This is a genomic window from Aeromonas sp. TECH754 (assembly GCF_056279295.1).
In genome coordinates this window covers 1,769,783-1,782,939 of sequence record NZ_JBWBRA010000001.1, presented here as the reverse complement: position 1 = coordinate 1,782,939, position 13,157 = coordinate 1,769,783, and the positions used below count along the sequence as shown (strand labels likewise).

The following is a 13,157-nucleotide window of genomic DNA, read 5'->3' as shown; positions in this document are numbered from 1 at the left end:
ATGGCGCGCACGGGAGGGAGGATAAAAGTGGGGTCAGGCATGAAAATGAAAGCAAATAGCTGCGCCATTCGCCTCGCAGGCGAGGACGACGGTACCGCCCTCGTCGCGCTGTTCGAGCAGTTGGGTTATCAGACTGAGAAGGGCGAAGTGGTAGCGCGCCTGCTGGCACCGGATCCGGCAACCGAGGTCCTGCTGGCCTGTCGCGGTGACGAGGCATTGGGCGTCCTGGTGTGGCATCGCCTGCAACCTTTGCATGTGACCCCGGCCTGGGGCCTCATCTCGGCGCTGGTGATCGACGAGCAGGGAAGGGGGGGCGGGATCGGTGCCCAACTGATGGCAGCGGCAGAGCGGCGGGCCACGGCCTCGGGTTGCGGCCAGCTGGAGCTCTCCAGCAGCCTAAAGCGGGAGGGAGCCCATCGTTTCTATCTGGCGCAGGGGTACCTCGAGCGCCCCAAGCGATTCGTCAAAGTGTTCTGACTGGCAAGAGGAGTCCCTGTGTTCTGGTCCAGATTGAGAGGTCTATTTGGTCGTCCCTCGGATGCGAGGAGCAATGCCCCCCAGGCGCTGGAGTGGCAACAGGCCCTGGCCGCCGTGCCCATCTTGCAGGGTTTTTCCCTGGCGGATGAACAACGGCTGGTGGAGTTGGCCCAACAGTTTTTGGCCCGCAAGACGCTCACCCTGATCGGGGTCGAGCTCACGGCGCGCCAGCAGGCGGTGCTGGCCCTGCAGGCGGTGCTGCCCATACTGCATCTGGGGCTGGATTGGTATCGTGGCTTTCACGAGGTGATCATCATTCCCGAGCCCGTCACCCGTCGGCAGGAGGTGCAGGACGAGTTCGGGCTGGTGAGTGAATGGGAAGAGGAGAACGCTGGCGAATCCTGGCCCCAGGGGCCGCTGGTACTGGCCTGGAGCGAGTTGCAGCAGGACGGGGACTGGGATGGCTTCAACCTGGTGATCCACGAGCTGACCCACAAGCTCGACATGCTGGGCGGAGCCGCCGATGGCGCCCCCCCCCTGCATGGCGGCATGGATCCCAGACAATGGACCCAGGCCATGCAGAGTGCATTCGACGAGCTGAAGGCGCAGCTCGCCCGGGGTGAGGTGACCGATATAGACCCATACGCCGCCGAGCATCCCGCCGAGTTCTTCGCGGTGTGCAGCGAGAGTTTCTTCACGGATCCGCTGCGCCTGCGGGCGGTCTATCCCGCCGTCTATGGGCAGTTCGAGCGCTTCTTTGGCCAGCAGCCAGCGGCGCGTTTTCCGGCGACCCGTCTGTTGGCGGGGCAGTAAGCGTCTCGATGTGAGTCGTGAATCGCAGAATGACGGATAAACAAAAAGGCACCCCTGAGGGTGCCTTTTTACATTGGCTCGTGCGCCAGGTGGCCGCGAATTATGCGGCAGCCTTGAGCTGCACGGTGGCGGCTTTCTTGTGATCGCCAATCGGCAGCACGGTGCGGCCAAATTGTTCGTTGATCACGGTGGCCATGGCCAGGTAGATGGCGCTGGCGCCGCAGATGATGCCTTCGAAACCGGCGATGGTGCCGATCAGGGTGCTGCCGGTGAAGTCACGGGCGGCCAGCAGGAAGAACAGCACGGTCAGGGAGGCGAACACGAACTGCTTCACGCGCGGGAAGTTGATGGTGCCGACCAGCATGAACAGGGTGAACATGCCCCACATCAGCAGATACCAGCCCATGAAGGCGTGGGGAGTGGCTTCGGCCAGACCCATGCCCGGCATCATCAGCAGGAACACCAGGCTCCACCAGAAGGTGCCGTAGGAGATGAAGGCGGTCACACCGAAGGTGTTGCCACGCTTGTACTCCATGATGCCGGCGATGATCTGGGCCAGACCACCGTAACACAGGCCCATGGCCAGGATCATGGCGCTGATGGGGAAGAAACCTGCGTTATGGATGTTCAGCAGAATGGTGGTCATACCGAAACCCATCAGACCCAGAGGGGCAGGGTTGGCCAATTTTTCGCTCACGTGGTGTTCTCCAAAAATAGAGGGGGGTTGATAAAAGACGCGCGATTTTAGGCAGGCTCTCGGCCCCTCGCAAGGGGGGACACGGCAGAAAAGGTAAAAAAACTACAGGAAATTTTACCCGGGCCATCATTCGTGTCATCCAGGTAGGAAGCAGGTAAATGAATGACGTTTTCTTGGTTGATTTTTTGTGTAAATGACGGCGATGTGAAAATAAATGACAGGGCGGCGCCGACTCTATGGCTGACCGGCCCCGGCCGATACCTTCCAATCCCGTTCACTGGAACGGTGACTGGCGGGGGCTTTTCTTGCAGTGCTCAAATAGCACTCTTATATGCCATCAGACAAAGCTATTTTATGCCTGTTTGACGCGAGCAGGTGGCGAGCTGTCCGCCGTGAATGCACGTGAATGGTGCATTCCACTGCGGGTATTCATGGGGGTGGCGGAAGATGCTGATGGAAGGGGTGGCAGGTCCGTGCTGACAAGGGGTCGCAGGGCTGGCGCGGACAGTGCAGAGCAGGGCTGCGCCGCGCCGCAGGAGATAGTAGGGGAAGGCCTCGAAGAGGGGCGAGGGATGAAGCATCGGCAGAACGACAAACAGGGCGGGGCAGCCGAGGCCGCCCCGCGCGGTCAGTTATCCAGGGTCAACACCACCTTGGCGTCCTTGTCCGTCTCTTTCACCTGGCTGTCGAGCACAAACAGCCGCTCGGGGGCCAGCCCCTGGGTATCCACCAGATACTCCTTGGTGTTCTGGGCCCGGCGCATGGCGAGGTTGCGCAATGACTTGGCGGTGATCAGCTGCTGGTCACGCAGCAGGATCACCGCCTGCGCGCGCAGGGCCGGGCTCTGCTCGGCGAGCTTGAGCCGCTCAGCCAGATCGCCGAGATCTTCCTTGAACTTGGCCTCATAGGCCTCGGCCAGGGCGCTTTGCAGGGCGGGATCTTGCTCCAGCAAGGCGAGATCCGCCGGCGCGCCGGTGATCTTGGCCAGCACCCGCTCCAGCTTCTGGCGCTGCAAGATGGGGCGCTCCTCGTTGAAGTTAACCTTGCCCCTGATGTTCATGCTGAGCTTGGGTCGCTCCTTCAATGCCTGCGCGAGCTTGGTCAGCTTGGTCTGCTGAGTCGGGGTGAGGCTCGGATCCCCCAGCAGGAAGGGCAGTTCATCGAGATCCTTGGTGCCACCGGTGAGGGAGGCCAGCAGGGAGAAGGGGGAGCTGATGGCCTTGGTCAGGGTATTGCCGAGCACGTCCCAGAAGATATTGCCCAGGCTGAAGTTCGGTTGATCCAGATCCCCCTTCACCTTGAGGTTCATCTTGATGACGCCGCTTGCGTCGCTCAGGAGGGCGATGGCGAGCCCGAGGGGCAGATCTCTGGCCTGCTCGCTCTTGATCTTCTCGCCGAGCTGCAGCTTCTTGATGGTGATGTCGTTGTCCCCCTCCAGCCGCTTGCCCTGCAACTTGTAGTTGAGCTTCATGGAGAGCTGCCCCTTGTCGATGGCGTAGCCTGCGTAGGTGCTGGAGTAGGGGGTGAAGGTGGTGAGCTCCAGGTTGGTGAAGGCCACGGCGACGTCGAGCACGGGATCGTCGATCAGCAGGTTGGCGCCGCCCCGTATGGTGACAGGGGCATATCTGTCCACCTTGCCGTTGAAGCTGAGCTCCGAGCGCTGGCCGGGGTTGTTGCTGATGTGGCGGTTCTGGCCATTGAGGGAGGCGATGTCGACCACGAACTCCGGGCTCAGGCTGCGATCGGCGAAGCGCAGGTTGCCCTGCTCGGTGCGCACCTGATCGATGAAGATGCGCGGGGCGGGACCTTGGCTGGCCTTGTTGCCCGGCCGGGGCAGCAGCAACTGCTGGACGTTGGTGATCCCCTCCTCACTGATCTCGATGCGGGCGAAGGGTTGGCGCAGCAGGATATCGTCGATCTTCAGCTGCTGGCGCATGCCGTCATAGTGCAGCCCGCTCAGCTCCAGCCGTTCAATCTGCAGCAGACGCTGGTTGTCGGCGCGGTCCAGCACGTGCAACTTGTCGATGTAGAGCCCACCTTCCAGCTCCAGCTGGCTCAGCACTCCGGTCGCGTCGGTGGCGATGGCCAGCTTGGTGCGGCTGCTGAGCAGGCCGTCCTGCACCTTTATCCGCAGCAGATCCTGCAGATAGGGCTGGGCCCAGCCGAGGGGCAGCCCCTGCTGCCTGATCTCGCCGCGTAGGGCGAAGGGGGCGGGGACAATGGTGCCGTCAAAGCTGAGCTGGCTCTGGCCATCGAGGGTGCCCCGCAAGTTCAGCGGGCTGGCCTGATCGGTGGCATTGCTCAAGGCGCCCAGGGTGAGCTCCAGTCCGGAGAGGGTGCGTGGCAGCGCCTTGCCGCTGCTGGACTCGGTCAGCTTGAGCTCACCACCGCTGATGCGGGTTTGCTTGAGCTGCCAGCGCCAGGGTTTGGCGGCCGGTTGTTTGGTCTTTCTTCGGCGCTTTGCCCGCCGGCTTGGCGGGGGGCTGCGGGATCAGCAGATCGCTCAGATCCAGTTGCTGCTTGTCATCGAGCACGGCCGTGATGGCCGGGGACTTGAGCGCGATGGCATCGACGCTGAGGGACTGCTTGTTGCCATCGAGCCTGATGCCGGTCAGGGCGAGTTGGTTGAAGCGGGCAAACTCGGCGCCCTTGGGGCGCTTGAACTGCCCGTTGTTCACGACCAGCTTGCCCTGTGACAACTGCCAGTCGAGCCCCTGTTTGCCCGGCGAGAGCTTATAGGCCAGCTCGGCGCTGGCCTCTCCTCTGGTCAGATTGACCTTGAGATAGGGAGCCCAGAGCGGCGCAAAAGGAGAGAGCACAAGCTTGCCCAGGCTGAGGTGCCCCTTGCCGGCCCCGGTCATGACATCGAGTGTCCCCTCGGCCTTGAGCGGGCTCTTCTGATTGAGGAATGCCGTCAGCCGATAGTGGTTGGCGTACCCCTCGGCGCTGGAGAAATCGGCCAGTTGCAGGCCAAGCTCGCTCAGCTTGAGGCTGGGCACCCAGCCCGGGCTGTTGCGCTTGCGCTCATCCCGGTACTGGAGCTGCCCCTGCTCCACGGCCAGCCGGTCTATCTTCACCGGCATGGGCTCGCCGCTCGTCGCCGGCTGTGCCGAATCCGGGGGCAGGCTGCCCAGCAAGGGGGCCAGCGCCTCGATCAGGTTGAAGCGCACCTCGCCCTTGCGCGCCTTGTCCTTGCTCTCCTCGAGACGGGCCAGATCCAGCGTCGGCTTTATCAGGGTGGCCTCCTCGAACAGGATGGCCTTTTGTTGCCAGCTCTCTTTCAGTTTGGGAATGAGCCTCAGCTCCTCGAACGCCACCATGGGCTGCTGCTTGTCGTCGAGCAGGGCGCTGGAGCCCAGGGTGAGGGCAGGGGAGCGCAGATTGACCCTGATCTCACCCAACGTCAGTTGCAGACCATAGTGCTTGGCCAACCAGCCGGGCAGGTGCCGCTGGATGAGGCCGGGTGCTTGCCACAGCATGATAGTGAGAGAGACGAGCAGGGCGGCACAGAGGTAAAGGACGTAGCGCAACAGGCGAGCGGACAGAGGCTTGGGCATGACGGTCTCCATTTGATGCGCACATGGTAGCAATTAATCGAAGAGTAATCATGAGGCGACGACAGGAACTGCGCCGGACTCTGACCGGGATCGGCCAAGGTGTGTACAAACCACCGCACTCATCCACAGGAATGCGGATCTGCCGGGGCCTGTTTCGCTGCGCTGATTGGCGCTGGGGGAGGTCTCCCTTGGGGGCATTACCCCGGATCGCCAGCGGGACGACGATGCTGGCCCGCGCCTGCCATCAACAGACTCCCCCTGATCAACGGCCGTATTTGATGGCCGCACCGGGATCGGGATGCCCCGGCACCGGTCAATCCGCGCCGGTTTTCAAGCCGTTGAGGGAGTTGATGCAGCGTTGCTCGGCCACCTCCAGCTCGGCCATCACCATCTGAATGTCTTCCAGCTGCTGGCGCAGGGAGTGACGCCTCGCCTCGATGATCTGGATCATGGAGTGCAGCTGGGTCCGGCTGGTCTTGTCGGTGTCATAGAGATCGAACAGCTCGCGGATCTCCGCGAGGCTGAAGCCGAGCCGTTTGCCACGCAGGGTCAATTTCAGGCGGATCTTGTCCTTGTGGCTGTAGATCCGGGTCTGTCCCTCCCGGGTCGGGGTGATCAGCCCCTCATCCTCGTAGTAGCGAATGGTGCGCGGGGTGACGTCAAACTCCTGGGCCAGCTCGGAGATGCTGTAAGTCACCTCCTTGCCACAGAAGGGGGTGGCTTTCATGGTGCGCTCCTTGGCAGGTCAAAGGAGCGCACCGGCACGGAATGAGGGTCGGTGATCGCCTTGCTGGCGACAGGATCAGGGACCATGGCACTCTCCTTGTGCTATCTCAGCTGTCGTTGTTCCAAGGTGCAGGGCCTTGGCATGCAGCGCCTGGCCGACCCGGGAGCCGTTGACGCGCCCCAGCTGCTCGCTCACCCACTGGCCGGTGGCGGCGAGTTTGTCCAGGTCTACCCCGGTGTGCATGCCAAGGCCGTGCAGCAGATAGACCACCTCCTCGGAGGCGACGTTGCCGCTGGCCCCTGGCGCATAGGGGCAACCGCCGAGCCCGGCCACCGAGCAGTCGATGGTGCGGATGCCGCGCTCCAGCGCCGGCAGCAGGTTGGCCAGCCCCTGGCCGTAGGTGTCGTGAAAGTGCACCGCGAGCCGTCCCGCCGGTACCTCGTGCAGCACGGCGTCCAGCATGGGGGCGACCGTGCCCGGGGTGCCGACGCCGATGGTGTCGCCAAGGGAGATCTCGTGGCAGCCGAGATCCAGCAGCCGCTCCGCCAGGGCGGCCACCCTTTTTGGCCGGGTGGGGCCGTCATAGGGGCAGGCGATGACGGTGGAGAGGTAGCCGCGTACCTTGATGCCGAGGCTGCGCGCCTCCAGCACCAGGGGGGCGAAGCGCACCAGCGACTCCTCCACGCCGATGCCGATGTTGGCGCGGGTGAAGCCGTCCGAGCAGGCGGTGAACAGGCCTATCTCGTCGACCCGGGCGGCGATGGCGGCCTGCAATCCTTGCAGATTGGGCACCAGAGCGCCGTAGCGGGTGGGGCCCTTGCGAGGCAGCCTGCCAAGCAGGGAGGCGGAGTCCGCCATCTGCGGCACCCGTTTTGGCGAGACGAAGGCACCCACCTCGATTCGCTGCAGGCCGCTATCGGCGAGGCGCGCGATCAGTGCGAGCCTCTGATCCAGCGTCAGGATGCGGGTCTCGTTTTGCAAGCCATCCCGTGGCCCCATCTCCACCAGGCTCACCCGATCGACTGGCCTGGTTTGTTCTCTGCTCATGATGCGCTCGCTTCTCTCTTCTCGCCGCTACCGTTGTTGTCGGTACTGCTCTCGTGGGTGCCGCTGGCCGGGTCGGCGAAATGCACCAGCAGGGCGCCCTGGCTCACCTGCTCTCCCACCTTGCAGTGCAGGGTTTCGACGACTCCGTCCCGCTCGGCCCTGAGGTTGTGCTCCATCTTCATCGCTTCGAGCACCAGCAGGGATTGACCCTTGCGGACAAGTTGGCCCACCTCGACCTGCAGCGCCACCACGATGCCGTGCATCGGTGCGATCGCTCCGGCAGCCCCGCCGTCCTGGTCCTGATCATGGGAGAGGGGATGGCGCTGATCGTCGGCGCCGAAGCGAACCAACCGGTCGCCCAGGTGCAGGATATAGTCTCCGGAGCTGCCGCTTTGTACGGCATGGCGTTGCCAGCGCCCCTCCCGCCGCAAGCGAATGTGATCCGCGCCCAGCTCATAGGGAAGTGACTCTCCTTGCCAATCAATGCTGCCCTGACGCTCCCGCAGGCTCAGGGTTCGAGCCTCCTCGCCGATGCGCACCGCCGCCGTCCAATGCTTGCCGCCTAACCGAAAACCCCGGGCCTGTTGCCAGGGTGCGCTGCTCGCGCCGCGACTGGCGAGCCAGAGGGCGGCCAGCGGCCAGGCGAGTGCGGGAGTCGGCAGCGGCTCGGTGGGGATGGCCCACTGGGTGTGATGCGCCATGGCCAGCACCTCGGGATCCTGACACAGGCGCAGCAGCAGCGGGCCGTTGTGGACGAGAGGGCCAATCTCCAGTGCCGCCAGCCCATCGGCAAGCATGGCAAAGGCCTCGGCCCGGCTCTGGCCGTGGGCGACGAGCTTGGCGATCATGGGATCGTAATAGGGGCTCACCTCATCGCCGGCGGCGACACCGGTGTCGATCCGCAGCCCAGCTGGCCAGTGCAGCCAGTGGATGGGGCCGCTCGCGGGCAGGAAACCGGCCGCCACGTCCTCGGCGTAGAGGCGTACCTCCACCGCGTGGCCGCTCTGCACCACGTCCTCTTGTTTCAGCGGCAGCGGTTTGCCCTCGGCCACCGCCAACTGCCAGGCCACCAGATCCTGTCCGGTGACGCACTCGGTGACCGGGTGCTCCACCTGCAAGCGGGTATTCATCTCCATGAAGAAAAATTCCCCGTCACACAGCAGAAATTCGATGGTACCGGCCCCTTGATAGTCGATGGCCCTGGCGGCGGCCACGGCCGCCTCACCCATGGCCTGGCGCAATGCATGGGGAATATCGGGGGCAGGCGCCTCCTCGATCACCTTCTGATGGCGGCGCTGCAAGGAGCAGTCCCTGTCTCCCAGATAGATGGCGTTGCCGAGGCTGTCAGCGAAGATCTGCACCTCTACGTGACGGGCGCGGGCCAGGTAGCGCTCCAGCAGCACGTTGTCATCGCCGAAGGCGGCGAGTGCCTCGCGCTTGACCGCGGCCAGCGCTTCGTCGAATTCGTCCATCCCCTCGACCCGCCGCATCCCCTTGCCGCCGCCACCGCTGGCGGCCTTGATCAGCAGCGGGAAGCCGGTCTGGCGCGCTTGATCACGCAGTATCTCCGGGTGCTGATCCGCGCCGTGGTAGCCGGGCAGCACGGGAACGCCGGCGGCCTGCATCAGCGCCTTGGCGCCGGACTTGTCCCCCATGGCGAGGATGGCGGCGCCGCTTGGGCCGATAAAGCGCACGCCTTGGGCGGAGCAGGCGCTGGCGAAGTTGCTGTTCTCGGACAGGAAGCCGTAGCCGGGGTGGATGGCGTCGGCGTTCGCCTCGCGGGCGATGCGCAGCACCTTGGCGCCGTCGAGGTAGCTGTCACGGGCGGGGGCCGGTCCCAGGTGCCAGGCTTCGTCGGCGTCGCGCACATGCATGGCGCTGGCGTCGGCGTCCGAGTAGAGGGCGATGCTGTGAATACCGAGGCGGCGGGCGGTCTTGATGATCCGCACGGCGATCTCGCCACGGTTGGCAATCAGCAAGCGCTTGATGGAGGCGTTATGAGTCATTTTCGCTCCTCGTTGACGCAGGCAGGCAGGAGCGAAAGGCGTTGATCCGCACTCGGATTATCCTCGCCATGGTTTGCAATACATAAGCGCTTGATGGGGTTGGTCATGTCTCGTCCTTGAAACGGGGTCGCCAGCTGGGGGGGCGTTTGTCGAAGAAGGCCTGCATACCCTCCTGAGCCTCGAGACCGATCCGCACCCGGGCGATGGTCTCGACGGTGGTCTCTTCACATTGGTGAACGGCCTGGCCCTCGATGGCGGCCAGCAACCGTTTGGTCTCTCTCATCGCCGCCGGGCCGTTGCGACACAGGCGCAGGGCCAGCAGGCGTCCCTCGGTCAGCAACTGGGTCGCCGGCATCAATTGGTGGGCCACATTGAGTCGGCAGGCGGTGATGGCATCGAACGGCTCGGCGCTCAGCATATAGCGGCGCGCCTGGCGCATGCCCATGGCGCGCACCACATAGGGGCTGATCACCGCCGGCACCAGCCCCAGGCTCACCTCGGAGAGGCAGAAACGGGCATTGTCGGCGGCGAGCACGATGTCGCAGGCGCAAATCAGGCCGAGCGCCCCGCCGTAGGCGGCCCCCTGCACCAGGGCGATGGTGGGGAAGGGCAGCTCATCCAGGGCCTGCATCAGCCTGGCCAGCACCCTGGCGTCTTCCCGATTCTTCTCAAATGAGCTGGGATCGAAGTCCACATGGGCCTGGCTGCGCATCCAGTCGAGATCGGCACCGGCGCAGAAATGCTTGCCCTCGGCCCGCAGCAGCAGGGCATGAGGTCTCCCGGCGTCGGTCTGGCCCTGAGTCAGCTCATCGAGGCCATCGAGCAGCCCCTGCATGAGAGCGGCATCCAGCGCATTGTGGCGCTCCGGGCGTGCCAGGATCAGCTCGACCAGGGGGCCATGGCGTTCCAGCCGGCATCCGGCCAGGGGGTCATTGAAGAGTTGCTCGGACATGGTGCGCTCCTTACATCCGGAAGATGCCGTACTGCTCGGGGCCAATATCGGCTCCCTGGCTGGCGGCCAGCGCCAGCGCCAGCACGGTGCGGCTCTGGGCGGGATCGATGACGCCGTCGTCCCACAGCCGTGCACTGGCGTAGTAGGGGTGGCCCTGTTGCTCGTACTGGGCTATGACAGGGGCGCGGATGGCCTCGGCTTCCTGCTCGCTCAGGCTCTTGCCCGCGGCCGCCAGCTTGTCGCGGCGTACCTGCACCAGCACGCCGGCCGCCTGTTCGCCCCCCATTACCGATATGCGGCTGTTGGGCCAGCTGAACAGGAAGTCGGGCTCATAGGCGCGGCCGCACATGCCGTAGTTGCCGGCGCCGAAGCTGCCGCCGACGAGCAGCGTGATCTTCGGCACCCGGCTGCAGGCCACGGCGGTGACCAGCTTGGCGCCGTGCTTGGCGATGCCCTCTCTTTCCGCCGCACTCCCCACCATAAAGCCGGTGATGTTCTGCAGGAACAGCAGGGGGATGGCGCGTCGGTTGCAGAGCTGGATGAAGTGGGCCCCCTTCTGGGCACTGTCGCTGTGCAGCACCCCGTTGTTGGCGAGGATCCCCACGGGCATTCCCTGAATGCGGGCAAAGCCGGTGACCAGGGTGGTGCCGAACAGCGCCTTGAATTCATCGAACTCGGAGCCATCCACCAGACGGGCGATCAGCTCCCTGGCGTCATAGGGACGCTTGAGGCTGGTACCCACCAGGCCATACAACTCTGCTATGGGGTAGAGGGGCTCGTCGTAGGTCGGAGCTGAGCTTGCTAAGCCCAACACCGGAATATCTCTCGGCTGCGAGGGGGGATTCCCCAGATTGGCCACCAGAGTTCGGGCGATGGCGAGCGCATGGGCATCGTCCCGCGCCAGATGATCCGCCACCCCGGAGTGGGCGCAGTGCACCTCGGCACCGCCGAGGGCCTCGGCGCTGATGGTCTCGCCGGTGGCGGCCTTCACCAGCGGCGGACCCGCCAGGAAGATGGTAGCCTGGTTCTTGACCATGATGGACTCATCGGCCATGGCGGGCACATAGGCGCCGCCGGCGGTGCACAGCCCCATCACCACCGCGAGCTGGGGGATGTTCTGGGCCGACATGCGTGCCTGGTTGTAGAAGATGCGGCCAAAGTGCTCCCTGTCGGGAAACACCTCGTCCTGCATGGGCAGGAAGGCGCCGCCGGAATCCACCAAATAGAGGCAGGGCAGCCGCAGCCGCTCGGCAATGGCCTGGGCGCGCAGGTGCTTCTTCACCGTGAGCGGGTAGTAGGTGCCCCCCTTGACGGTGGCGTCGTTCACCACCAGCAGGCAGAGCCGGCCCGCGATCTGGCCGAGGCCGGTGATGATGCCCGCCGCGGGCACCAGATCGTCATAGACCTGCCAGGCGGCCAGGGCCGAAAGCTCGAGGAAGGGAGAGCCGGGGTCGAGCAGTTGGTCGATGCGCTCGCGGGGCAGCAGCTTGCCACGGGCCTGGTGGCGGGTGTTGTTGGCGGCGCCGCCCCCCTGGGCTATTTCGTCGAGGCGGGCGTGAAGATCGCTGACCAGCGCCTGCATCGCCGCGCGGCTCTCGACAAACTCCGGGCTACCCGTGTCGAGGCGAGAGTGAATGCGGGCGTGGATCTGGCTCATGCCTGCTCTCCCATCAGCTCGCGGCCGATCAGCCAGCGGCGGATCTCCGAGGTGCCGGCGCCTATCTCGTAGAGTTTGGCGTCTCGGAGCAGGCGGCCGGTGGGATAGTCGTTGATATAGCCGTTGCCCCCCAAGAGTTGGATGGCATCCAGCGCCATCTGGGTGGCGTTTTCGGCGGCCAGCAGGATGGCGGCGGCACAATCCTTGCGGCTGGTGTGACCCTGGTCGCAGGCAGCGGCCACCGAATAGACCAGGGCGCGGCTGCTGGCGAGGCGGGTATACATGTCGGCGAGCTTGCCCTGTACCAGCTGGAACTCACCGATGGCCTGGCCGAACTGTTTGCGTTCGCGCACATAGGGCAGCACCACGTCCATGCAGGCCTGCATGATGCCGAGCGGCCCCGCCGCCAGCACCACCCGCTCGTAGTCGAGGCCGCTCATCAACACCTTGACTCCACCGTGCAGGGGGCCGAGCAGGTTCTCTTTGGGCACCTTGCAGTCGTCGAACACCAGCTCGCAGGTACTGGAGCCGCGCATGCCGAGCTTGTCGAGCTTCTGGGCCGTGGTAAATCCCGGGGTGCCCGCCTCGACGATGAAGGCCGAAATCCCCTTCGCCCCGGCTGATGCGTTCGTCTTGGCATAGATGACAAAGGTATCGGCATCCGGGCCGTTGGTGATCCACATTTTGTTGCCATTGAGTAGGAAGTGATCGCCCCTGTCTTGCGCGCTCAGGCGCATGGCGACCACGTCGGAGCCCGCCCCCGGCTCGCTCATGGCGAGCGCCCCGACGTGCTTGCCGCTGACCAGATCGGGCAGATAGCGCGCCTTCTGATCAGGGGTGCCGTGGCGATGGATCTGGTTGATGCAGAGATTGGAGTGGGCGCCGTAGGAGAGGCCGACCGAGGCGCTGGCACGGCTCACCTGCTCCATCACCAGCACGTGGGCAAGGTAGCCGAGGCTCACCCCGTCATAGGTTTCCGCTACCGTGATGCCGTGCAAGCCCAGCTCACCCATCTTGGGCCAGAGATCGCGCGGGAAGGCGTTGCTGCGATCTATCTCCTCGGCACGCGGCGCTATCACTTTCTGGCAGAAAGCCTCGACCTGCTCGGTCAGGGCCTGGAGGGTTTCATCCATCAGGGCATGCATCCTTGCTCTCCTTATCTAGGGTTGTGCTCACCAGTTTGACTCTCCCGGGCAAGGGAAAAGGGGTCAGTCCACTCGTGAG

General features: G+C 64.6%; 9 protein-coding genes and 1 pseudogene. 2 read left to right on the top strand and 8 right to left on the bottom strand.

The features are described from left to right. Positions 1-39 precede the first annotated feature (39 nt). Complete coding sequence (locus ACZ9IL_RS07820; RefSeq protein WP_476003005.1) at positions 40-477, top strand: GNAT family N-acetyltransferase; 438 nt, start codon at positions 40-42, stop codon at positions 475-477. A gap of 18 nt (positions 478-495) precedes the next feature. Beyond that, a complete protein-coding gene (locus ACZ9IL_RS07815) occupies positions 496-1,290 on the top strand; it encodes a M90 family metallopeptidase (RefSeq protein WP_476003004.1) in 795 nt (264 codons plus the stop codon). 100 nt (positions 1,291-1,390) lie between these two features. On the opposite strand, the gene ACZ9IL_RS07810 is transcribed toward ACZ9IL_RS07815, so the two are convergent. From ACZ9IL_RS07810 to ACZ9IL_RS07775, 8 genes and pseudogenes are all read right to left on the bottom strand, one after another. Next, positions 1,391-1,987 carry an acetate uptake transporter gene (locus ACZ9IL_RS07810; protein WP_476003003.1) on the bottom strand — a complete coding sequence of 199 codons (597 nt, stop codon included), beginning with the start codon at positions 1,985-1,987 and terminating at the stop codon, positions 1,391-1,393. Between the two features lie 628 nt (positions 1,988-2,615). Beyond that, positions 2,616-5,556, bottom strand: a pseudogene (locus tag ACZ9IL_RS07805) (DUF748 domain-containing protein). A 301-nt stretch (positions 5,557-5,857) separates the two neighbouring features. Continuing rightward, positions 5,858-6,271, bottom strand: a complete 414-nt coding sequence (locus ACZ9IL_RS07800; RefSeq protein WP_476003002.1) for a MerR family transcriptional regulator — start codon at positions 6,269-6,271, stop codon at positions 5,858-5,860. Positions 6,272-6,346: 75 nt separating this feature from the next. Beyond that, a complete protein-coding gene (locus tag ACZ9IL_RS07795; RefSeq protein WP_476003001.1) occupies positions 6,347-7,318 on the bottom strand; it encodes a hydroxymethylglutaryl-CoA lyase in 972 nt (323 codons plus the stop codon). Continuing rightward, complete coding sequence (locus ACZ9IL_RS07790) at positions 7,315-9,324, bottom strand: acetyl/propionyl/methylcrotonyl-CoA carboxylase subunit alpha (RefSeq protein ID WP_476003000.1); 2,010 nt, start codon at positions 9,322-9,324, stop codon at positions 7,315-7,317. The genes ACZ9IL_RS07795 and ACZ9IL_RS07790 overlap by 4 nt, the downstream gene beginning before the upstream one ends. A gap of 103 nt (positions 9,325-9,427) precedes the next feature. Further along, positions 9,428-10,276: an enoyl-CoA hydratase-related protein gene (locus ACZ9IL_RS07785; RefSeq protein ID WP_476002999.1), complete on the bottom strand. Its 849-nt coding sequence runs from the start codon at positions 10,274-10,276 to the stop codon at positions 9,428-9,430. A gap of 10 nt (positions 10,277-10,286) precedes the next feature. Next, on the bottom strand, positions 10,287-11,933 hold the full coding sequence (locus tag ACZ9IL_RS07780; RefSeq protein ID WP_476002998.1) for a carboxyl transferase domain-containing protein: 1,647 nt from the start codon (positions 11,931-11,933) through the stop codon (positions 10,287-10,289). After that, positions 11,930-13,078 (bottom strand): isovaleryl-CoA dehydrogenase, encoded by a 1,149-nt coding sequence (locus ACZ9IL_RS07775; RefSeq protein ID WP_476002997.1) that lies wholly within the window; start codon positions 13,076-13,078, stop codon positions 11,930-11,932. The genes ACZ9IL_RS07780 and ACZ9IL_RS07775 overlap by 4 nt, the downstream gene beginning before the upstream one ends. Between the last annotated feature and the right edge of the window lie 79 nt (positions 13,079-13,157).